General features: G+C 71.1%; 19 protein-coding genes. 9 read left to right on the plus strand and 10 right to left on the minus strand.

Going from position 1 to position 22,229, the window contains the following annotated elements; translation table 11 throughout:
• Positions 1 to 13: 13 nt before the first annotated feature.
• The 4 genes from FHT37_RS10635 to FHT37_RS10650 all read left to right on the plus strand — a co-directional run bounded on the left by FHT37_RS10635 (position 14) and on the right by FHT37_RS10650 (position 3,095).
• Positions 14 to 481: a RidA family protein gene (locus FHT37_RS10635; protein WP_183480704.1), complete on the plus strand. Its 468-nt coding sequence runs from the start codon at positions 14 to 16 to the stop codon at positions 479 to 481.
• Positions 481 to 978, plus strand: coding sequence for a disulfide bond formation protein B (locus FHT37_RS10640; protein ID WP_091732419.1), 498 nt, complete (start codon positions 481 to 483; stop codon positions 976 to 978). The genes FHT37_RS10635 and FHT37_RS10640 overlap by 1 nt, the downstream gene beginning before the upstream one ends.
• Positions 979 to 1,028: 50 nt before the next feature.
• Positions 1,029 to 1,415, plus strand: a complete 387-nt coding sequence (locus FHT37_RS10645) for a VOC family protein (RefSeq protein WP_183480706.1) — start codon at positions 1,029 to 1,031, stop codon at positions 1,413 to 1,415.
• A 78-nt stretch (positions 1,416 to 1,493) separates the two neighbouring features.
• Positions 1,494 to 3,095: an alkaline phosphatase gene (locus tag FHT37_RS10650; protein ID WP_091732405.1), complete on the plus strand. Its 1,602-nt coding sequence runs from the start codon at positions 1,494 to 1,496 to the stop codon at positions 3,093 to 3,095.
• Here FHT37_RS10650 and FHT37_RS10655 read toward each other — a convergent pair whose 3' ends face one another.
• The 5 genes from FHT37_RS10655 to FHT37_RS10675 all read right to left on the minus strand — a co-directional run bounded on the left by FHT37_RS10655 (position 3,096) and on the right by FHT37_RS10675 (position 10,683).
• Positions 3,096 to 3,719, minus strand: a complete 624-nt coding sequence (locus tag FHT37_RS10655) for a helix-turn-helix transcriptional regulator (protein WP_183480708.1) — start codon at positions 3,717 to 3,719, stop codon at positions 3,096 to 3,098. It abuts the gene before it with no gap.
• A 282-nt stretch (positions 3,720 to 4,001) separates the two neighbouring features.
• Entirely contained in the window at positions 4,002 to 5,390 is a 1,389-nt protein-coding gene (locus FHT37_RS10660) for a DUF1501 domain-containing protein (RefSeq protein WP_254783549.1), read from the minus strand.
• Positions 5,391 to 5,431: 41 nt separating this feature from the next.
• Positions 5,432 to 7,234 (minus strand): DUF1800 domain-containing protein, encoded by a 1,803-nt coding sequence (locus FHT37_RS10665; protein WP_310739736.1) that lies wholly within the window; start codon positions 7,232 to 7,234, stop codon positions 5,432 to 5,434.
• Between the two features lie 339 nt (positions 7,235 to 7,573).
• Positions 7,574 to 8,959, minus strand: a complete 1,386-nt coding sequence (locus tag FHT37_RS10670) for a DUF1501 domain-containing protein (RefSeq protein ID WP_183480710.1) — start codon at positions 8,957 to 8,959, stop codon at positions 7,574 to 7,576.
• 14 nt (positions 8,960 to 8,973) lie between these two features.
• Positions 8,974 to 10,683 (minus strand): DUF1800 family protein, encoded by a 1,710-nt coding sequence (locus tag FHT37_RS10675; RefSeq protein WP_091732387.1) that lies wholly within the window; start codon positions 10,681 to 10,683, stop codon positions 8,974 to 8,976.
• Positions 10,684 to 10,935: 252 nt separating this feature from the next.
• Here FHT37_RS10675 and FHT37_RS10680 point away from each other — a divergent pair, with 252 nt between their 5' ends.
• A complete protein-coding gene (locus FHT37_RS10680) occupies positions 10,936 to 14,313 on the plus strand; it encodes a hypothetical protein (protein WP_183480712.1) in 3,378 nt (1,125 codons plus the stop codon).
• A gap of 8 nt (positions 14,314 to 14,321) precedes the next feature.
• On the opposite strand, the gene FHT37_RS10685 is transcribed toward FHT37_RS10680, so the two are convergent.
• Positions 14,322 to 14,960: a 3-oxoacid CoA-transferase subunit B gene (locus FHT37_RS10685; RefSeq protein WP_147240842.1), complete on the minus strand. Its 639-nt coding sequence runs from the start codon at positions 14,958 to 14,960 to the stop codon at positions 14,322 to 14,324.
• A gap of 10 nt (positions 14,961 to 14,970) precedes the next feature.
• A complete protein-coding gene (locus FHT37_RS10690; protein ID WP_147240843.1) occupies positions 14,971 to 15,672 on the minus strand; it encodes a CoA transferase subunit A in 702 nt (233 codons plus the stop codon).
• 133 nt (positions 15,673 to 15,805) lie between these two features.
• Between FHT37_RS10690 and FHT37_RS10695 the strand changes: the two genes are divergently transcribed.
• The 4 genes from FHT37_RS10695 to FHT37_RS10710 all read left to right on the plus strand — a co-directional run bounded on the left by FHT37_RS10695 (position 15,806) and on the right by FHT37_RS10710 (position 19,344).
• A complete protein-coding gene (locus tag FHT37_RS10695; protein WP_254783547.1) occupies positions 15,806 to 16,213 on the plus strand; it encodes a PaaI family thioesterase in 408 nt (135 codons plus the stop codon).
• A gap of 20 nt (positions 16,214 to 16,233) precedes the next feature.
• Positions 16,234 to 16,788, plus strand: coding sequence for a LuxR C-terminal-related transcriptional regulator (locus FHT37_RS10700; protein WP_091732371.1), 555 nt, complete (start codon positions 16,234 to 16,236; stop codon positions 16,786 to 16,788).
• Between the two features lie 194 nt (positions 16,789 to 16,982).
• Positions 16,983 to 17,324 (plus strand): HU family DNA-binding protein, encoded by a 342-nt coding sequence (locus FHT37_RS10705; RefSeq protein WP_091732368.1) that lies wholly within the window; start codon positions 16,983 to 16,985, stop codon positions 17,322 to 17,324.
• A gap of 97 nt (positions 17,325 to 17,421) precedes the next feature.
• The gene (locus FHT37_RS10710) at positions 17,422 to 19,344 is read left to right on the plus strand and encodes a radical SAM protein (RefSeq protein ID WP_183480714.1); all 1,923 of its coding nucleotides are present in this window, start codon (positions 17,422 to 17,424) and stop codon (positions 19,342 to 19,344) included.
• 30 nt (positions 19,345 to 19,374) lie between these two features.
• Here the strand turns inward: FHT37_RS10710 and FHT37_RS10715 are convergent, their stop codons facing one another.
• The 3 genes from FHT37_RS10715 to FHT37_RS10725 form a co-directional block, all read right to left on the minus strand.
• Positions 19,375 to 20,682: a cyanophycinase gene (locus tag FHT37_RS10715; protein WP_183480716.1), complete on the minus strand. Its 1,308-nt coding sequence runs from the start codon at positions 20,680 to 20,682 to the stop codon at positions 19,375 to 19,377.
• Positions 20,683 to 20,806: 124 nt separating this feature from the next.
• Positions 20,807 to 21,046, minus strand: coding sequence for a hypothetical protein (locus FHT37_RS10720; RefSeq protein ID WP_091732360.1), 240 nt, complete (start codon positions 21,044 to 21,046; stop codon positions 20,807 to 20,809).
• 13 nt (positions 21,047 to 21,059) lie between these two features.
• On the minus strand, positions 21,060 to 22,091 hold the full coding sequence (locus tag FHT37_RS10725) for a hypothetical protein (RefSeq protein ID WP_183480718.1): 1,032 nt from the start codon (positions 22,089 to 22,091) through the stop codon (positions 21,060 to 21,062).
• Positions 22,092 to 22,229 lie beyond the last annotated feature (138 nt).

Genomic DNA, 22,229 nt, shown 5'->3' on the forward strand with positions numbered 1-22,229 from the left:
CGCGCACATCCTCATGAGCACTTCCGTCTATGACCGCCTGACCCAACTCGGCATCGAGCTGCCGCCGGTGGCGGTGCCCGCTGCGGCCTACGTGCCCTTCGTCCGGACCGGCAACCTGGTGTTCCTCTCGGGTCATATCGCGAAGAAGGACGGCAAGCCCTGGGTGGGCCAGCTCGGCAAGGACACCGACACGGCCACCGGCCGGCAGGCGGCACGCGTGATCGCGATCGACCTGCTCGGCACGCTGCACGCGGCGGTCGGCGACCTGAACAAGGTCAAGCGGGTCGTCAAGCTGATGAGCCTGGTCAACAGCACCGGCGACTTCACCGAGCAGCACCTGGTGACCAACGGCGCCTCCGAGCTGATCGGCGAGGTCTTCGGCCCCGAGAAGGGCGCGCATGCTCGCAGCGCCTTCGGCGTGGCGCAGATCCCGCTCGGCGCCTGCGTCGAGATCGAGCTGATCGCCGAGATCGCGGACTGATGCGCGCGCTGACCGCCTCGCGCGTGCTGGCCTTCAGCGCGCTGGTGTCGCTCGCCGGCGTGGCGGCGGCGCTGGTGGCGCAGTACCAGTTCGGGGTCAAGCCCTGCCCCTGGTGCGTGATGCAGCGCGGCATCTTCCTGCTGATCGCCGCGGTGAGCGCGCTGGGCTGGCTGCTGCAGCGCGTGGGCGCCGCGCGCGTGGTGGCGCTGCTGCTGACCGCGGCGCTCGGCGTGGCGGGTCTGTTCGCCGCGGGCTACCAGCATGAAGTGGCCTCCAAGCTGGCCACCTGCGACATGACCTTCGCCGATCGCGTGCTGACGGCGCTGGACTTGGAAACCAGGCTTCCGAGTGTCTTCATGGTCACGGCCAACTGCAGCGAGGCCTCCGCGTACACGCTGCTCGGTCTACCTTATGAAATCTGGAGCGGCGCGCTGTTCACCCTGATCGCGCTACTGTGTCTGCTGACGCTCAAGCGCGGCGCGGTGCATCGTCGGTGAGCCGACGCGCCGATGTCCTTGCGATCGGTCAACCTGACGGGAGTCTCCCCATGAAGCGTGTGACAGGCATCGGCGGCATCTTCTTCAACGCCAAGGACCCGGCGGCCTTGCGCGACTGGTACCGGACGCACCTCGGCGTGGACGTGCTGCCCTGGGGCGGCGCGGCGTTCACGTGGACGGACGAGGCGGGCCAGCCCACCGGCGGCACGACGATCTGGTCGATCGGCGCGGCGGACCCGGCCGGCTTCGGCCCGCACGGCAAGTCCTTCATGATCAATTACCGCGTCGCCGACCTGGCCGCCCTGCTGCAGGCGCTGCGCGCCGAGGGCTGCGAGGTGCTCGACAAGACCGACGACTCCGAATACGGCAAGTTCGGCTGGGTCATCGACCCCGAAGGCAACCAGGTCGAGCTCTGGGAGCCGCCAGCGGGGCAGTGAGCACCGCCGCGGTGTTCACCGCCGCGTCATACCCAACCGGCAGCATCGCGGGCTTTGCCACTTCGCCGGGAGACCCGCATGGACCGCCGCCGCTTCCTCCACGCCAGCACCTTGCTCGGAGGCGGCACGCTGCTGGCGCCCCACGGCCTGCGCGCGCAGGGCACGCCGCAGGCGCCGGCCCTCATCACCCGCGATGCGATGCGGCCGCAGATGCCCCATGGCATCCAGTCCGGCGATCCGATCGCCGATGGCGCCATCATCTGGACCCGCGCCGACCGCCCCGCCCGGCTCTGGCTCGAGTGGTCCACCACCGCCAGCTTCGCCAACACGCAGCGGGTGCGCGGTCCGCATCTGCTCGAGGACTCCGACTTCACCGGCCGCGTCGACCTGCGCGGCCTGCCCGCCGGCCAGGAGATCTTCTACCGCGTCATCCTGCAGGACCTGCGCAACGAGCGCGTCCTGTCCGAGCCGATGCCCGGCCACCTGCGCCTGCCCGACGCCTTCGGCAGCCGGTCGGTGCGCGACCTGCGCTTCGCCTGGAGCGGCGACACCTGCGGTCAGGGCTGGGGCATCAACGAGGCCTGGGGCGGGATGAAGATCTACGAGCAGATCCGCCGCATCAATCCCGACTTCTTCCTGCACAGCGGCGACACCATCTACGCCGACAGCCCCATCCCCGCCGAGATCACGCTGCCCGACGGCTCGCTCTGGCGCAACCTCGTCACCGAGCAGACCAGCAAGGTCGCCGAGACGCTGGACGAGTACCGCGGCCGCTACCGCTACAACCTGATGGACGCCAATGTCCGCCGCCTGTCGGCGCAGGTCCCGCAGATCTGGCAGTGGGACGACCACGAGGTCACCAACAACTACTCGGACAGCAAGGACCTCTCCGGCGACGCCCGCTACACCGAAAAGAATGTCCCGCTGCTGGTGGCCCGCGGCACGAAGGCCTTCCAGGAATACGCGCCGATGCGCCGCTTCGGCGACGCCGAGAGCGAGCGCATCTACCGTCACCTGCCGCAGGGGCCGCTGCTGGATGTCTTCGTCGTCGACATGCGCAGCTATCGCGGCCCCAACAGCGCCAACCTGCAGACCGAGGAGAACGCCGCCAGCGCCTTCCTGGGCCGCCCGCAGATCGGCTGGCTGCTGGACGGGCTCAAGCGCTCGAAGGCGGTGTGGAAGGTGATCGCGGCCGACATGCCGATCGGCCTGCACGTGAACGACGGCAAGGACGCCGAGGGCCGCGACAAGTGGGAGGCCATCGCCAACGGCGACGACGGCGCGCCGCGCGGCCGTGAGTTGGAGATCGCGCGCCTGCTCAGCGAGATCAAGCGCCACCGTCTGCACAACATCGTCTGGCTCACGGCCGACGTGCATTACACGGCCGCGCACTTCTTCGACCCGGCCCAGGCGAAGCACACCGACTTCCTGCCGTTCTGGGAATTCGTCTCCGGTCCGCTGCATGCCGGCGGCTTCGGCCCCAACAAGGCCGATGGCACCTTCGGCATGCAGGTGGTCTACCAGAAGGGCCCGGGCGTGGCCAACGCCGCGCCGGCGGTCGACACCCAGTTCTTCGGACAGGTCGACATCGACGCGAAGACCCGCGCGATGACGGTCACGCTGAAGGACCTGGCCGGCACCGCCCTCTTCAGCAAGACGCTGGCGCCGCGGCGCGGCTGATCAACGCAGCTCGACCACGCGCAGCACGCCCTGCATCGGCGGCAGCTGCGCCACCATCGCGACCAGGTCGCGGATGCTCTCGGTGGCCGTCTTCGCGCGCACGCTCGCGATCTGCGTGCGCACCGTCGAGATCGCCACGCCGTGGCGCTGCGCGATCTCCTGTGGCTGCAGGCCGGCGCACAGCGCCTGCAGCACCTGCTGCTCGGCCGCGGTCAGCTGATGCTCGCGCGCGAAGGCCAGCATCGGCAGCTCGCCGCACAGGTTGCGCTTGCCCAGCACCAGCAGCGCCTGCGCGGTGCGCCCCAGGCCGTCCTGCAGCGGCAGCACCGACAGCGACAGCCGCCCGGCACCCCGCCCCAGGCAGATCAGGTGGCGCAGGCCGCGCTGCACGTCGGCCAGCGCGCCCTCGAGCCGGAGCTGGTCATTGCGTTGTGGCGCCACCAGTTGGCCGTCGATGAGCTGCAGCGGCGAGGTCTCGTCGAGCTGCCGCCTGGCGGTGCTGTTGGCATACAGCAGCTGCCCGTCGCCGCCGACGAGGCAGACCCCCAGGTCGATCTCCTCCAGCGCGTGACGCCACCACCGGTCCGGCGATCCTCGCCGGCGCTCCGGACCGCGATAGGACATGAGCCGGCCCGTCTCGGGGCCCCTCCCCAACACCATGCCATCCATCTCAGCCTCCCTGTTCAGGCGCGTGTGGAACGCGGCCCCCGAACCTGCACGGTCTTCGCCGCGATGAAATGGGGGCCTTCGGGGATGTTAGGAGAACCGCCCGACATTGCGTAGCGGAACTTCGCGCGCGCGGCCCCCTAGGGCTGGGGGGCCGGCGATGTCGGGTCCGGCGCCGATATACCGGGAGGCCTGCCGGCCGCGCGACCCGTCGTCATCGGTGATCCACGCTGGTGCACGTCAGCCCAGGAAGCCCAGGTCGGCGGCCGCGAAGTTGCCGATGTTGGGCAGCACCGTCCGCAGCTCGCTGGCCGGCACGCCCATCCACAGCGCCAGCGTCGCGGCGAGCTGGTCCACCGAGGTCGTCGGCAGCAGCCGCCCCTGGCCGACGTCGTCGGGGCCGTTGACGCTCACCGACGGCGCCGTGCCGTAGAAGCGCCCGCCCCGCACCGCGCCGCCCATCACGAAGTGGTGCGCGCCCCAGCCGTGGTCGGTGCCGTCGCCGTTGCTGCTCAGCGTGCGGCCGAAATCGGAAGCGGTGAAGGTGGTGACCTGGTCCGCCATGCCCAGCTCGCGCAGCGCCGCATCGAAGCTGCCCAGCGCGCCGCCGAGCTGCTGCATCAACTGAGGGTGCCGCGAGGTGAGGCCGTCGTGCAGGTCGAAGCCGCCCATCGAGACGAAATAGACCTGCCGCGTCATCCCCAGCGAGGCGCGCGCCGCGATCAGGCTCGCCACCGTCTTGAGTTGGCGCGCGAGCGAGTCGCTCGCGAAGGCCGTCGTGATCGTGGCGCCGCCCGCCAGCGCGGTGCTCAGCGTCGACTGCAGCTCGATCGAGCGCGCCGTCACGCGGTTGAGCTCGACCTCCATGGGATGGCTCCGCTGCTCGGTGATCAGCGCCCGCAGCAGCGTCGCGCAGGAGCTGGACCCGAACATCTGGCTGCCGATGCCGTTGATCGGCTTCTTGCCGCCCGGCCCGGTCAGGTACTGGAAGGCCTGCTCGCCGGCCTGGAACACCGCGTTGCCCGAGACATTGATGCAGGTCAGCCCGGCACGGCCATTGGCCGAGAGCATCAGGTCGGCCATGCGCCCGCCCCAGCCGGTGCGCGCACCCTCGACGCTGGACGACTGCCAGAGGCTGGCCTGGTCGTTGTGGGAGAACAGCTTGGGCGGCGCCGGCACCGCGCCCGAGCGGTACTGCGCCAGCGTCATCGGCGCCATCAGCGTGCCGATGTTCAGCATCACCGCCAGCCGGCCGCCGTCGAAGACCGGCTTGATCGCCGACAGCCCCGGCGCCAGCGCCATCTGCCGACCGTCCGGCAGCGCCACGGTGGGCGCCAGCGCGGTCGCGGCCAGCGCGTCGCGGCCGATCGCCAGCGTCGGCCGGATCGCCGCGTAGGCCTGGTGGTTGACGGTGTCGTAGGGGATCACCGTGTTGCCGTGGTCGTTGCCGCCGTGCAGGAACACGCACACCAGCGCCTTGTAGTCGCCGCCGCCGGTGGCGGCCGCCGCATCGCCGATCGCGGCGAGCTGCAGCGCCCAGGGCGCGGCCGCGCCGGCCACGGACACGACCGAGGCGCGCTTGAGGAATTCGCGCCGATGCAGCGCGGACAGCTTGGACACATGGGCCACGGGAGGTCTCCGGTGTAGGTCGCGCGGACAGCGCGACGCGGTCATTTCTGGATCTGGTATTCGGGGCAGGCGAGCAGCAGCATCCAGCCGGCGCGGGCCCGGTTGATCCTGCCGTCGTCGGTGCCGGCGGCGATCGTGGCCGCCGCCGCCGCGATGCGCTGCTGCGTCGCGTCGGAGATGGCGCCGCCGCCCAGCAGCAGCGCCTGGCGCGCCACCATCGCGCGCGGGTCGGTCGAGAGCGCCATGTCGGCCGCGAGGTCCGGCTTGGCATCGCCCTGCCCGGTCGTCAGCAGCGTCTGCATGAAGTTCAGGTAGCCGGTGACCGTCACCTCGTTGAGCAGCTGGAACTCCGGCGCGGTGGTGCCGGCGGCGGTCATCGGGGAATTCGGCGGCACGTAGCCCGGCCGGTAGAAGTTGAAGACCGACGGGCTGAAGAAGGGGCTCTGGCCGAGCCGCGTCTCCGGATCGCTGGTCTCCGGGATGGTCCACAGGCCGGCCGAGCTCAGCCGCACCGCGCGCGCCACCTGCACGAAGCGCAGCACCGGCTCACGCAGCTTGCCGGAGTTGCTGGCGCCGGGCTCGATCAGGCGCGCCTCCGGATCGAGCAGCACCGCGCGCAGCACCGCCTTCAGGTCGCCGCGCTCGCCGCGACCGTTGTCGTTGAAGGCCTGGGCGACGCGCTGCACGTAGGCGGCGCTGGGGTGCGAGCAGACGAAGCGCTGGATCAGCTGCCGGCCGAAGAACGGACCGACGTTGGGATGGTTGGCGAGGATGTCCAGCGCCTGGCGCAGCGCCGCGGGGCCGTCGGCGCCGGCGGAGATGGTGGTGCCGAGCACCGTCTTCGCGCCCTCCGAGAAATTGGCCGCCTTGTGCACCATCGGCCGTCGCATGAAGCCGGGATCGGCGCCGGCGGGCGCGTTGGTGTCGAGGTCCCAGCCGGTGAAGGCGCGCGCGAGCTGCGTCACCGTGGTCAGGTCGTAGGTCTCGACCGGACGACCGCCGGCCATCTGCACCGAGCCGTCCAGGTTCAGCTGGACCAGGCCGATGGTGAAGAGCTGCATCACCTCGCGGGCGAAGTTCTCGTCGGGCTGACGGCCCTTGCCGTCCTCCTTCTTGCTGCCGCGCATGGCCAGGAAGGCGCCCATCGCCGGCGACAGCGCCACCGCCTCCAGCAGTCCGCGGAAGGTGCCGAAGGCCTGTTCCTCCAGCACGTCCGCGTAGGCGCCCATCATCATCGTGCGCCACGGCAGCGTGTTGCCCACTGCCGAGACGACGAAGATCTCCGACAGCGCCAGCACCATGCGCTGGCGCAGCTGGTCCGGCGAGGTGATGAACTTGCGCCAGACGCTGCCCGGCAGGCCGTCGAAGTAGGCGTACTTGTTGGCCTCGGTGGCGAAGCCGTTGCGGGTCAGCCAGTCCCAGTGAGACTCGGTGCGCGGCGCCAGGAACTGCAGATCCAGCCAGGACGCGTAGCCGATCGACTTGAGCGTGGCGATGTCCGCCTCGCTCGCGCCGAAGCCGGCCTGCGCCAGGAAACGCGCGGCCTGCGCGTCGCCGGGCAAGGGCAGCAGGGTGGCGGCCGCGGGCGCCGGAGCCGGCTGCGGCGCGGGCGCCGGTGTAGGCGCGGGGCTTGGCGCCGCGCTGTCGACCGGTGCGGGCGCCGGCGCCGGCGCCGGTGCTGGCGCAGGTGCGGGGCTGGGCGCCGGGCCGGGGGTGCCGTCGGGCGCGGGAGCGGCGCCGTTGGGCGTGGCCGGCATGTCGCCACCACCACCCCCGCCGCCGCAGGCGCTCAGGGCAGCGGCGGCAGCCGTGGCGGCTGCGGAAGACCAGGGAAATCGGAACATGGCGGTGGGGCGTCGGTACTGCTGACGCCCGGCACTCTAGAGAGTCCGCCCGCCCGAATCAGCCGCCAAACCGCAACAGCGGAAAGGCTCGGCAACGTCTCGGGTTACCGTGGTTTTCGACCTCGACGGCCGGCCGCGATCCCCGTCACCATCGGCCCTGCCGGCGATCAAGGGGCGATCGCGGGGTCGATCAGGGGCCGCTTCGTGCGGCTTCTCACGGCCCGCCTCCCGGCGGCGCCGGCGCTGTCCCCGCGCGAGGCCTTCAGGTCCTCGCGGCTCGCGGCCCGGCGCTGTAATTGGCCGCGACAAACCCGCCAGTTCCGGCGATCGACGCCCGAATCAGGCCGCGAAGAGACCGAGGTCTTTCTGGTTGAAGTTCACGATCCCCGGAAGGATGCCCGGCAGGTCGGTCGCCGGCACGCCCATCCACATCGCCAGCGTCGCGGCCAGCTGGTCCACCGAGGTCGTCGGCAGCAGGCGGCCCTGGCCGACGTCGTCCGGCCCGTTCACGCTCACCGAGGGCAGCTGGCCGTAGAAGCGGCCGCCCTTGACCGCGCCGCCCATCACGAGGTGGTGGCTGCCCCAGCCGTGGTCGGAACCGTCGCCGTTGGAGCTCAGCGTGCGGCCGAAGTCCGAGGCGGTGAAGGTCGTGACGTTCTGCGCGACGCCCAGCTCGCCCAGTGCCGCGTCGAAGCTGGCCATCGCGTTGGCGACGGTGCCCAGCAGGCCGGGATGCTGGGCCACCAGGTTGTCGTGCAGGTCGAAGCCGCCGATCGACACGAAGTAGACCTGCCGCTGCGCGCCCAGCGCCGAGCGGGCGCCTATCAGCCGGGCCACCGTCTGCAGCTGGGCCGCCAGGCCGCCGGTGTCGAAGGGCGTCTGCAGCGTCGAGTTGGCCAGCGCCGTCGAGATCGTGCCCTGCGCGCTGATCGAGCGCGCGGTGACGCGGTTGAGCTCCTGCTCCATCCAGTGCTGGCGCTCGGCGGTGACCAGGGCGCGCAGCGCTTCCGAGCAGGCCGCGGACCCGAAAAGCGACCGCGTCGCGCCATTGATGGCGACGGCGCCGCCGCTGCTCATCTGGTACTGCACCGCCTGCCCGCCCGACATGAACACCGCATTGCCGGAGACGTTGATGCAGGTGAAGGTCGCGTTGCCGTTGCTGCCCAGGAACTGGTCGGCCACCCGGCCGCCCCAGCCGGAGGTCGCGCCCTCGGGCCGGGACGATTGCCAGAGGCTGGACTGGTCGTTGTGCGAGAACAGCTTGGGCGGCAGCGGCACGTTGCCGGCCTTGTACTGGGCCAGCGTGGTCGGCTGCATCAGCGGACCGATGTTGAGCATCACCGCCAGGCGCCCGGCGTCGAAGACCGGCTTGAGCCGGGTCATCGTCGGCGCCAGCGCCATCTGACGGCCGTCCGGCAGCGCCGTGGTCGGCGTCAGCGCGGTGGCGGCGAGCTGGTCGCGCGGCGTCGTCAGCGCCTGGCGGATGGTGGCGTAGGCCTGATGGCTCGCGGCGTCGTAGGGCACCAGGGTGTTGCCGTGGTCGTTGCCGCCATACATGAACAGGCAGACGATGGCCTTGTAGTCGCCAGGCGCGACGGCGGCGGCCTCGTTGATCGCGGCCAGCTGCAGCGCCCAGGGCGCGGCGGTGCCGGCGACGGACAGCGCCGAGGCGCGCTGGAGGAATTCGCGGCGACGCAGCGACGCCAGTTTCGAGATGTGGGGCATGGCTGTCGCTCCGCTCACTTCTGCACTTGGTATTCGGGCGCCGCCAGCACCATCAGCCAGGAGGCCTTGACGCGGTTGAGCTTGCCGGCGTCGGTGTCGGCCTTGATCGTGGCGACGGCGGTGGCGATGGTGGTGATGGTCGTGGCCGACAGGTCGCCGCCCGCCATCACCAGGGCCTGGCGCTGCACCATCGCCGCCGGGTCGGCGGCCAGCGCGAGGTCCGCCGTGTAGTCGGGCTTCATGTCGCCGATGCCGTTGCCGATCAGGCTTTGCATGAAGTTCAGGTAGCCCGCCACGGTGCTCTCGTTGCAGAGCTGGAACTCCGGCGCGGTGACGTTGTTGGTGCCGAGCTGGGAATTGGGCGGCACGTAGCCCGGCCGGAAGAAGTTGAAGACCGAGCCGCTGCGCAGCGGGCTCTGTCCCAGGCGCGTGGCCGGGTTGCTGGTGTCGCCGATCGCCCAGAGGTCGCCGGGCGACGTCAGGTTGACGCTGCGGGCCCACTGGATCAGGCGCAGGATGGGCTCGCGCAGCTTGCCGCCGCCGGGCGCGGTCGAGGGCTGGCGGGCCTCGCTGTCGAGCAGGATCGCGCGGATCACCGCGCGCAGGTCGCCGCGCTCGCCCTTGCCGTTGTTGTCGAAGACCGCGGCGATGCGCTGCACGTAGGCGGGGCTGGGGTTGGACGCCACCAGGCGCTGGATCAGCTGCCGGCCGATGAACGGCCCGACGTTGGGATGCGCGACCAGCGTGTCCAGCGCCTGCTTCATCGCGGCGGGTCCGTCGGCGGTCTCGGGGATGGTGACGTCCAGCACCTTCTTGGCGCCGGTGGAGAAGCGGCTGGCCGTGTGCTTCATCGGCCGGGTCATGTAGCTCGGATCGGCGCCGTTGGCGTCGGTGGTGTCGAAGTCCCAACCGGTGAACACCCGCGCCAGCTCGGTGATCTGCGGCAGCGTGTAGGTGTCGATGGTCTTGCCGTTGCTGGTCTTGGGCGTGCCGTCGGGATTGAGCTGGTTCAGGCCGATGGTGAACAGCTGCATCACCTCGCGGGCGTAGTTCTCGTCGGGCTGGCGGCCGGTGCGGGGATCTTCCTTGCGGTTGCCGCGCATCGCCAGGAACACGCCCATCGCGGGGGACAGGGTCACGCCCTCGATCAGCGCGCGGAAGCTGCCGAAGCAGCGCTGCTCCAGCATGTCGACGTAGCCGGCGGTGGCCATGTTGGCCCAGCTCACCGGCAGGCCGGTCATCGACACGACGAAGATCTCCGACAGCGCCAGCACCACCCGCTGGCGCAGCTGGTCGGGCGAGCCGATCAGCTTGCGCCACAGCGTGGCGTCGACGCCGGAGAGGCTGTTGCGGAAGGACTCGGCGTTGTAGCCCTTGGCGACCAGCCAGTCGTAATGCCCCTGCGTGCGGGGCGCGGCGAACTGCTGGTCCAGCCAGCGGGCGTAGCCGGAGGACTTGACCGCGGCGATGTCGGTGGCGCTGGCCGCGAAGCCGGCCTGGCCGAGGAAACGCGCGGCCTGCGCATCGGTGGGCGGGACGCTGTTCTGCGGGTCGCTGTCGGGGCCGCCGCCGTCGGCGGTCTCGCCGCCACCACCGCCGCAGGCGGCCAGCAGGGCCGCCGCGGCCGCCGCCGCGAGCGCGGCCGAGGTCCCGGAGGTCGACGTCGCATCGACGACGCGGTCGTCGTCGGTCGGAGCGAAGGGGGTATGAGCGGCGGCAGTCATCTCGGCATCAGCCCGAAGCAGCGGATGCGGGATGGTGGCGAGACGGCGCGCTCAATACACCGTCATTCGTACAACAGGTGAAAGGCGCGGCAACAGGTTGTTGCCGCGTGATTTCTGCACGCGCGGAGTTTGTCGGACTCGGATACGGCGTGGAAACAAGTTGGTGAGGAATGGCGGACGCTTCGCCGGCGCCGCTCCCGCTTCGCGTTCGCGCGCGGGGCTGGGCGGGGTGACGCTCAGGCTGACGACGCCATGACAATTTCCCGTACTGCCGGGGGACCGCTCGCGCCGACCGTCGGCGCCGACCACGCGCCCTCGCCCGCCGCGCCGGTCACACCGTCCGCCCCCTCCCCCACGCATCCCTCGGAAGACGGCCTCCTGGACCAGCTCAAGCGCAAGCTCCGACCCGGTCCGTCGAGCGTCGCCGCGGGGCCCTTCTATCTCCGCACCTCGATCGCGCCGCTGCGGATGCCGGCGACGCCCGGCCCCGCGGTTGAGCTGTCCACCGGCACCGAGTTCCGCCCGGCGACCGCGCAATGGATCCAGGAGCGATCGGCCGCGCTCGTGGACCGGCTGCATCCCGCGGCCCAGGCCAGCACGGGCGCTGCCGGCGCTCTCGGCGCAGCGGGCGCTGCGGCGGCGACGGATGCGACGGATGGGACAGTTGCGCCAGGCTCGATCGTCGGCACGCCGGGGTCCACGCCGGACGCGACGCACGCGGCCGTGCGGGTGGTCGCCAGCGCCACGGACTTCGCGTCGGCCACGGCCGCGCTGTTCACGCGTGGCTCCCAGGAGACGACGGAATCGCCAGCGCTCCAACGACTGATCGACACCTTGCTGCCCGGCGCCCAGACACCCGCGACGCTCACCGCCGCCGGGTCATTCGGTCCATCGCTCCAGGTCGCACGCGCCCTGTCCACCGCCACGCGCGGTGATGCGGACGCCGCCCTCGCGGCGCTCGAGCGCCTGCGCCGGATGCCGATGGTGCCGTCGCTCGTTCGCGGGCTCGGTCCAGCGCCCGCCCACGGGACCGAGGCGTCCACCGCAGGCGCGCCCGGAGTGGAAGGCGTGGAAGGCCCGGCTGGTGCGGAAGGCGCGCCCGACGGCGTCCATCACTGCGCTTGGCGCGCGGCGCTGCTGCTGGGCGCCACCCGCAGCGGGCTCGAGGGACTGATCCGCCTGAGCGCGGACGCGAGCATGCGCGCCCCCGGCGAAGCCGGCGAGATGAAGCGCGAGAGCCTGCGGACCTTCCTGCAGGCCGCCGCGCACATCGAGTCGACCGGCACCGCTGCCGCCGGGGACCCGACGCGGCGGACGCACGCCACCGACGCGTTGCTGTGCGCGGCCAAGCTGTACGCCGATCCGATGGCCACGGCGGCCCAGATCGACGACCCCGCCCAGGTGTCGGCCTACGTCGCCTGGCGCAGCGGCTACCGCGACCGCGGTCCCGGCACGCCGCTGGCCCGCACGCAAGCGCGCATGGCCAAGTTCACCACCTGGATCCGCCGCGCCGAGCGCCGGGCGACCCAGCCGCGCGCGGCCTTCGATCCCCGCCGCCTGGTGGGCATGAAGAAGTCGCCGCTGAACGCCACCGCCTTCGCCGCGGGCGGGACCAACCTGGGGCTGGCGTCCACCGAAGCCCAGCGGCTTCAACAGACGCTCGGCGAGGCGCTCGGTGCCGCTTCGGCCCGTCTCGGCGCCCTGTCGACCTGGCGCGTGCTGCCGAGCGCGCGGCGCGCGGAACTGCTGCTGCGCCAGCAGTGCCTGGCGCGCTGGCGCCATGTCACCGGGCAAGCGGGAGCCGCGGTCGAATGGAAGCCCTCGAGCCAGGACCGCGCCACGATCGCGACCGCCGCGGCCGTGCTCGCGCCGGGGCTGGGCCTCGATCCCGCCAGCGTGAAGCACCATCCGGCCCTGGCCGAGCTGAAGCGGCTGGACCTGAAGACGCTCGCGCGCTGGCTCCAGGAGGCGCCGCCGGTCGCCGCGCCTGGAACGGGCGACGCGCCCGGCGCCAGCGCCGAAGCGCTCCTGGCCCGGGTGCGGGACCTCAACGCCGGCCGCCCCATCCGCCCGGCGGGCCCCGCTCGCGGCGACATCCAGGCGGCGCTGGCCGAAGTCATCGACACCACGCCGCTGGGCAACAACGTCCGCTACTTCGATGGCGCGACCTACGGCCTGAACGCCAACCAGTCGCTGAACATGCAGGACTTCAAGGCCATGATCGGCCTCTCGGTGGGACCGGGCTTCAAGGCGCTGCGCGGCCGGCACGCGTTCCTCGAGATCGGCTCCTCGTCCTACGGCGGCGAGGTCTTCATGGGCATCGACCAGCGGTCCTCGAAGGGCCTGAGCCTGGGCGTGTTCGGCGGCATCGCGCTGGGCGCCGGCGAATCGACCTTCCACGCCTCGCTGGGCGGCGGTGTCGGCTACGGCTACTCGCACGACACGAGCGGGCCGAGCGGCGTGATCATCCGCACCCGCGTCGAGCGCGACGAGGCCAACAAGCCGACCGACTCGTGGCGCGGCAAGGCCAACGAGGTGCTGGCCTTCCTCTTCGCGCAGAGCGAGCGCGCCGAGGGTGCGCGCGGCGCCGCGCCGGAGCAGCTCTGGCAGGACTTCAGCGAGCACTTCTTCCGCGAGCGGGACATCTCGGTGAACTGGCGCGATCAGCGGCGCGGCAGCCACACGGTGTCCAAGGTCGCGAACGCGATGGCACGCCTGTCACTGGCGGGATGGAACTTCGGTCCGTCGCTGAGCGCCAGCCGCGATCACCTGCTGGCCGGCAAGAACGAACGCATCGACGCCAACGGATGGCTCCGCGGCGTGGAGCGCTCGCGGGCGCAGTCGTCGGCGCTCAATGTCAATGCGGCGCTGGTGTCGGCTTCGGCCAGCCCGGGCCACTTCGCCCGGCATCCGGGTCAGCCGGAATCGGTCAGCCTGCCCAGCGTGCCGCTGGTCGGCGTCTCGGCCGCGCTCGTTCCGAAGGGCGCGAGCGTGACGCTGCGCATGGTCGATGAACACGGCGACCTGCATCCGGGCTACATCCGGCGGCTGGTCGAGTTCGTGGACCCCGCCTCCTTCAACGAATACCTCGGCGCGCGCGCCAACGACATCGCGAAGACGCCGCAGAGCCGGCAGCGGCTGCGGGACTTCGTCGCGGAAGTGAACCAGGCCGCGGTGCGCGGCAATCAGTCGTTCGGGGAAAGCCTCAAGCTGCGGCCCGAGGTGGTGGAGACGATCAACCTCCATCGCGATGAGATCGAGATGATCCGGCGATGCGCGGCGGTGTCGCGCGGTGGGCAAAGCCCGGCCCTGGAGGATGGTGCCGATGCCGGGGGACATGCGTGGGGACATGCGGGCGGCGACGCGCCCGTCGACGCGCGGGCCGCGCGGCTGGAAGCGGAGATCGCGCGGCTGCTCAACGAGCCGGCGAGCTGGAAGGTCTCCGGCTACTACACCTACGAGATCAACACCACCGGCTACACCGCCGGGCCGGCCTTCATCGCGCAGGCCACCGCGAGCACCGCCACCAATGGCGAACGCGTGCTGGCCGAACTGGCGGTGAGCGAGCTCGAAGCGCTCGACCAGCAAACCTTGGATCAGCCGCCGCGAGATCAGCAGCCGCGGGGCTGATGAGCGACTTACAGCAGCGTCACGCCGGTCTTGCTCTGCACGAAGTCCCGCGTGACCTCGGGCGCCAGCTCCACCAGCTTCAGGCCCTGGGGCGTGACGTCCATGACCGCCAGGTCCGTGATGATGCGGTTCACCACGCCCACGCCGGTCAGCGGCAGGGTGCACTTCGGGATGATCTTCAGGTCCTCGGTGCCGTCCTTCTTGCGGGCCACGTGCTCCATCAGCACGATCACGCGCGGCACGCCCGCCACCAGGTCCATCGCGCCGCCCATCCCCTTGACCATCTTGCCGGGGATCATCCAGTTGGCCAGGTCGCCGTGCTCGCTGACCTGCATCGCGCCCAGGATGCTCAGGTTGATCTTGCCGCCGCGGATCATCGCGAAGCTGTCGTGGCTGCCGAAGATGGACGAGCCGGGAATCGTCGTCACCGTCTGCTTGCCGGCGTTGATCAGGTCGGCGTCGACCTCGTCGTCGGTCGGGAACGGGCCGATGCCGAGCATGCCGTTCTCGCTCTGCAGCCACACCTCCTTGTCGGCCGGCACGAAATTCGCGACCAGCGTCGGAATGCCGATGCCGAGATTCACATAGAAGCCGTCTTCCAGCTCCTGCGCGGCGCGTGCCGCCATCTGGTCTTGGGTCCAGGGCATGTCGGTCTCCTCAGGCGGCGGGGCGGGTGGTGCGCTTCTCGATGCGCTTCTCGGGATTCGGGTTGTGCACGATGCGGTGCACATAGATCCCGGGCAGGTGGATGCTGTCGGGATCGAGCTCGCCGACCTCGACGATCTGCTCCACCTCCACCACCGTGACCTTGCCCGCCATCGCGCAGGCCGGGTTGAAGTTGCGCGCGGTGCGGCGGAACACCAGGTTGCCGCTCTTGTCGGCGATGTGCGCCTTGACCAGCGCCACATCCGGATTGAGCGCCCGCTCCATCACGTACTGATGGCCGTCGAACTCGCGGATCTCCTTGCCCTCCGCGACCATCGTGCCCACGCCGGTGCGGGTGAAGAAGGCCGGGATGCCGGCACCACCGGCGCGCAGCTTCTCGGCCAGCGTGCCCTGCGGCGTGAATTCCAGCTGCAGCTCTCCCGCCAGGTACTGGCGCTCGAATTCCTTGTTCTCGCCGACGTAGCTGGAGATCATCTTGCTGATCTGCCGCGTCTGGAGCAGCTGGCCCAGGCCGAAGCCGTCCACGCCCGCGTTGTTGCTGATGACGGTCAAGCCCTTGACGCCGCTGTCGCGCAGCGCGGCGATCAGCGCCTCGGGAATGCCGCACAGGCCGAAGCCGCCGACCGCCAGCAACTGGCCGTCCTTGACGATGCCGTCCAATGCCGCATCGGCACTGGGGAAAAGCTTGTTCATCCGATGTCTCCTGCTTGCCGTGCGATCCACGGGGTTCAGAACCAGCCGACGATTCTGCTACGTAAGACATTAGGTATCGCTACGTAGAATTGATTAAGCATCATCCCCGCCACCGCCCCTCGAAGGAAGCCCGATGACCCTGCCCCTGGACGAACTGCGTGCGCAGATCCCCAAGATCTTCGCCCCCTGGATCGTCGCGCTCGGCCTGGAGCCGGTCCATGCGGAGGACGGTCTGCTGCGCCTGACGATGCCGGTGGCGCCCGATCTGGTGCATGTGGGCGGCGTGATGTGCGGCCAGGCCTCGATGGCCGCGGCCGACACGGCCATGGTGCTGCTGATGATGCGCGAGCTCGGTGAGTTCCGCCCGATGACCACGGTGCAGCTGCAATCGACCTTCATCCGCCCGGTCTCCGGCACGCGCTGCACCATCGAGGCCCGCCTGCTGCGCCGCGGCAGGAACCTGGCGTTCGGGCAGATCGACCTGCTCGACGAGCAGGGCCGGCTCGCGGTGCAGTCCACCACGACCTACGCGCTGCTGTGACGCGCGGACCGACCGTCCCCATGAGCCTCGACTACCGCACCGCCTTCGACCAGGCCCCGATCGGGCTGGTCCTGTCCGAGAACCGCCTGATCAAGGACTGCAACCGTCTGGTGCTGGAGATCTTCGGCGCGCAGCGCGAGCAGCTGATCGAGCACAGCTTCGCGCTGCTGTATCCGAGCCCGGTCGAGTTCGAGCGCACCGGCGAGCGCATCGTCGCCAGCCTCGATGCCTCCGGCTACTACGCCGACGAGCGCGTGATGAAGCGCGTCGGCGGCCCGCGCGCGGGCGAGCTGTTCTGGTGCCATGTGTCGGGCCGCGCGCTCGACCCGGCGCGGCCGCATGCCAGCGGCATCTGGAGCTTCGAGGACCTGTCGGCCACGCGCCAGCTCAAGGCCGACCTGACCGCGCGCGAGCGCGAGATCGCCGCGCTGCTGATCGAGGGCCTGACCAGCAAGCTGATCGGCAAGCGGCTGGGCGTGAGCCCGCGCACCGTCGACGTCTACCGCGCGCGGCTGATGAAGAAGTACGGCGCGGCCAGCACGCCCGACCTGGTGCACCGGCTGCTCGTGTCCTGAAGCGTGCTGTGACAAATTCCCGGGCCAGCCCCGGCGCCGGGAAGGCCGATGGACAGGACCATCGCGCAAGACGTGACCCCGGATGTGCGATTTCATCGGTGATTTGCGGGGCAACCCGGGGATGCGGGCCGGATTTCTCGCGCACAATACGCGCCGTCCGGCTCGTGCCGGGCCTTAACTTGCAGAGTCAACGAATGAACAAGACCGAACTGATCGAACACCTGGCTTCCAAGCACGAACTGACCAAGGCCGAAGCCGGCCGCATCCTGGAAACGCTGCTGGACGCCGTGGTCACCACGGTGAAGAAGGGCGGCGCCGTCTCCATCCCCGGCTTCGGCTCCTTCAAGCAGCACGCCCGCGCCGCGCGCACTGGCGTGAACCCCAGCACCGGCGACAAGATCAAGATCGCCGCCGCCAAGCTGCCCAAGTTCACCCCGGGCGCCGGCTTCAAGGCCGCCGTGGACCCGAAGGCCGCCGCTCGCAAGGCTGCCGCCAAGCCGGCCGCCAAGCCCGCCAAGAAGGCCGCCAAGAAGTAATCCGCTTCTGGCATGCGCCGATCGCCGGAGCCCTCCGGCGATCCCGAACAAACCCGGCCCATGCCGGGTTTGTTTTTTTGCTTCTACAGTGCTGCCCATGTCCGCCGCCGCGCCCGCCCTCCGCGTGCTGTCGCTCATCCCGCCGATGACGCAGCTCAACACGCCCTACCCGTCCACCGCGTACCTGACGGGCTTCCTGCGCTCGCGCGGCATTCCCGCGGCGCAGCGCGACCTGGCGCTGGCGCTGGTGCTCAAGCTCTTCTCGCGCGAAGGCCTGCGGCGCGTGCGCGCCGCGGTGCAGGCGATCCCGCTGCCCGACCGCGGCATCGCCTCGCGCCACTTCGACGAGGACTTCGACCGCTACCTGGCCACGATCGCGCCGGTGATCGCCTTCCTGCAGGGCCGCGATCCGACGCTGGCGCACCGCATCAACACACGCACCTTCCTGCCCGAGGGCAGCCGCTTCCAGACCCTGGACGTCTACGTGTCCGAGGAGGGCGAGGATCCGCTCGCCTGGGCCTTCGGCGCGCTGGGCCTGCAGGACCGCGCGCGGCACCTGGCCACGCTCTACCTGAACGACCTGGCCGACGTGCTGCGCGAATCGGTCGATCCGCGCTTCGAGTTCGTCCGTTACGCCGAGCAGCTGGCGACCAGCCAGCCGACCTTCGACCCGCTGCGCGAGGCGCTGGACGCGCCGCCCAACCTCGTCGACGAGCTGCTGCGCGAGCTGACGCTGGCCGCCATCGATGCCGAGCGGCCCGACGTGGTGCTGCTCTCGGTGCCCTTCCCCGGCGCGGTCTACGCGGCGCTGCGCATCGGGCAGACGATCCGGCGCGAGCGGCCGGGCATCAAGATCCTGCTCGGCGGCGGCTTCGTCAACACCGAGCTGCGCGAGCTCGCCGAGCCGCGGCTCTTCGACTACGTCGACTTCGTGACGCTGGACGCCGGCGAGCGCCCGCTGCTGGCGCTGCTCGAGCACATCGCCGGCCGGCGCGGCCAGCAGCGCCTGGTGCGCTGCTTCGTCCGCGAGGACGTCGGCGAGCTGGCGGGCCAGGTCCGCTACATCAACTTCGTCGAGCCCGACGTGCCCTTCGAGGACGTGGGCACGCCGACCTGGGACGGCCTGCCGCTGCACGACTACCTGTCGCTGCTGGACATGCTCAACCCGATGAACCGGCTGTGGAGCGACGGCCGCTGGAACAAGCTGACCATCGCGCATGGCTGCTACTGGAAGAAGTGCAGCTTCTGCGACATCACGCTGGACTACATCTCCCGCTACGAGGCGGCCTCGGCCAAGACGCTGGTGGACCGCATCGAGGCGATCGTGGCGGAGACCGGCCAGACCGGCTTCCACTTCGTCGACGAGGCCGCGCCGCCCAAGGTGCTCAAGGCGCTGGCGCAGGAGCTCATCGCGCGCCAGGTGTCCATCAGCTGGTGGGGCAACGTGCGCTTCGAGAAGACCTTCACCCCCGAGCTCTGCCAATTGCTGGCCGACAGCGGCTGCATCGCGATCAGCGGCGGGCTGGAGGTGGCCTCGGACCGGCTGCTGCAGCTGATGCAGAAGGGCGTGTCGGTCGAGCAGGTGGCGCGGGTGACGCGCGCCTTCACCGAGTCCGGCATCCTGGTGCACGCCTACCTGATGTACGGCTTCCCGACGCAGACGGTGCAGGACACCGTCGATGCGCTCGAGTACGTGCGCCAGCTCTTCGAGAACGGCTGCATCCAGAGCGGCTTCTTCCACCGCTTCGCCTGCACCGTGCATTCGCCGGTGGGCCAGGACCCGGCCGCATTCGGCGTGCGGCTGCTGCCGCTGCCGCCCTCCCCGTTCGCGAAGAACGACGTCGGCTTCATCGATCCCACCGGCACCGACCACGACGCGATGGGCGACGCGCTGAAGAAGGCGCTCTACAACTTCATGCACGGCCTCGGGCTGGAGCAGGACGTGCGGCGCTGGTTCAGCGTGCGCGTGCCCAAGCCCAAGGTACCCAAGCACTTCATCGCGCAGGCGCTGGGCGCCTGACCGGCCGCCGCGATCGCGGTCGCCGCCGCGCTAGCGCAGGCCCGCGGGCGCGACCAGCGTCGCGCCGGGCAGCGTCGAGGCCGGCGCCGCCGCGTTGGGATCGGGCAGGCGCACCGGGCGGATGTCCAGGCGGACGTCGAGCAGCGTGACGTCGTGCGCGTTGCCGTCGGCATCGATCCAGCCCTGCGTGTCCGCGCCGCGATAGAGCCGGAAGACGAAGCCGGTGCGGTCGCGCGGCTCGGTGGCGCCGGGCCGGATGCGCGCCGCCATCGCGCGCACCTCGTTGGCCGGCGACTGCAGCAGCTCGCTCATCGCCTGCACGATGCGGTTGTCGCCGAGGATGTCCGGCTGGAAGGTATCGACCGGACCGCGCGACGGCATCGGCTGCCCCAGCGCCGACGCGCGGATCGGCACCGGTGCGCCGGCGGCGGTCTTGCGGGCTGCCGGGCTGGTGACGCCGCTGCGCAGGTCGTGGCGGTCGCCGTTGTCGAGGTAGCTGAGCCGCGCGCCGCGGAGGTTGAACATGCCCAGCGTCGGATCACTGCGCGCGTCGCGCAGGTCCACCAGCAGCGCGCCGCGTCCCCCGATGACGTCGATGCGGTCGCCGCGCACGACGGCGGCGCTGTTCTCCTCCACGCCCAGCCCGAAGCGGTAGCCCTTGGCCATCATCAGCGGCAGCATGCGGCCGATGCGACCGCGCTTGAGGAAGTGCTGGTCGACGAAAAGCTCGTCGCCGACGAAGCCCAGGCCGCGGTCGATCTCCTGGCCCTCGCGCAGCGTACCGCGCATCACCTCCATGACGTTGAGCGCGTCGCGGAACATCACGCGGCTCATGATCGCCGCGCCGGCGCTGGTGCCGGCCACGACGCCGCCACGGCGGTAGACCTCCCAGATCGCGTCGAGCATCTCGGTGCGGCGGCCGCCGGGCTGCAGCGTGTCGACGATGAAGCCCTGCGCACCGCCGGAGAAGAACACGGCATTGGAGGCGCGGATCTTGCCGATCAGGGCCGGGTCGTTGAGGTTGCGCTGCAGGTCGACGCCCTCGAGCCGCGGCGCGACGGGGATGTGCTCGGCCTGCGCGCCATGGCGCTTGAGCGCGTCGATGATCAGGCGGGCCGAGAGTTCCGGATTGGCCGCGGCGGTGGCGAGCACGGCGAAGCGCGCCTGGCCGGGGCCGCCGGCCTCGTCGACGATGCGCTGCCAGACGGCGTCGTTGTCCATGCGCAGCGCGCCGCCGATGACGATGGCGGTCTGGGCCGGGGCGGCACCGGCGCCGAGCAGCGCCGCCAGGGCGAACAGCGCGCGCAGCCGGATCGAGATCAGGCGGAAGGCATCCATGCCGCCCATCTTCCATATCGCTCGCCGGATGGGAAGCAGGCTGGACCTTCAACCTGGGGGGACGCGGGGATGTTTCACGGACGCGTCAGGTGGCGGCCGCCGCGATTCAGCGGGGCGCCGCGCGTCAGCGGGCCGCGTCGCGCCGGGCCGCGCGCGACCGGCGCGCCTTGCGCAGGCGGTAGATCAGCAGCGGCACGAACACCGCCAGGCCGATGACGAGCAGCGGCATGGCGCCGCCGCCCTGGCCGGGCTGCCGGAGCTCCCGCAGCAGGCCCATCAACTGGCCGAAGCCGCGCGTGATCAGCCAGAGGAAGAAGAGCGTGACCAGCGCCGAGAGCACGAGGCCGAAGAGGGTGCGTTTCATGGAACCCGCGATGCTACGCGCTCCCGGCGGCGTCGGCGGTGGGCGACGTCGCGTCGGTCGGAGCGCCAAGCCGCACGTCGCGCAGGATCAGCGTGCCGAGCGAGAGGTCGATGGCCAGGCCGTCATCGCGCACCTGGACGCGCAGCCGCAGCCGCGCGCTGCCGCGGCCGGCGCGCAGTTCGCGCTCCCCGATCCGGAGCCGCAGGTCCGCCAGGGCGACGTCGTCGAGCGACAGGCTCAGGCCGCGGCCCACGGCGGCGCTGTCCAGCAGCGCGGTGTTGCGGCCTTCGGCGCGGCCGACCAGGCGGACCTGCAACGGCCCCAGGTCGATCACGCCGTCGCCCGGACGCAGCTCGCCGCGCATCGCGGTGCGGGCGAACAGGGTGCGCGCCTGGGCGGTGAAGCCACCGGCGGCGCGCGGACCGCTGCGCGCCATCTGCGCCAGCATCGATTCCAGGAAAGGTCGCAGCGAGACCTGCCCGCGGTCGGTGGTCCAGTGGCCCAGCAGCGCACTGCGCTGCTCGTAGCGGACGCCGGCCTGGGCCGGCGTCGCGAATTGCAGCAGATACGTCCGCCCGCCGGGCGCATCGACGTACAGCCCCATCCGGCTGATGCCCATGCGGGAGTCCGGACCGATGTGCTCGACGCTGGCCTGGTTGAAGTCGACCTCGCCGGCGGAGACCGGCACCGTGACGCGGGCGTCGAACAGCAAGGCGGCATCGGTGATCACCGCATGCACCGCGCCGTCCAGGTGCTCGAGGGGCTCCAGCCGCCAGCGTTCCGCGCGCCCGGCCGACGCCACCGCCTGCTGCACCTCGGCCGGCGCCTCGGGAAGCGGCAGGTGGGCCTGGAGGCTCAGCGTCGACAGCTCGAGCTCCGCGGCGGTGCCGCTGGGCAGGCTGCCGCCGCCGGGCCACGCCAGGGCGGCATCGCGGAGCCGGAGCCGCGCGATGTCGACGCTCCCGCCGGGCCATTCCAGCCGGGCGGGACCGAATTCGGCGGACGGGAGCCGCCAGGGCATCGGCGTGGAGGGACGGTCCTGCATGGGGGCAATGCGTGGGCGTCGATGGGCCGGCGCGCGCTCGCGCCACATCGACCCACGGAGCAAGGCTGGTGCCCGGGCATTCATGGGCCTCCCCGCGTCTCCGTGGGCCTCGATGGACGTCACCCCACCTCGCCGCAC

The organism is Mitsuaria sp. BK037 (genome assembly GCF_014193045.1).
Taxonomy (GTDB): domain Bacteria; phylum Pseudomonadota; class Gammaproteobacteria; order Burkholderiales; family Burkholderiaceae_C; genus Roseateles.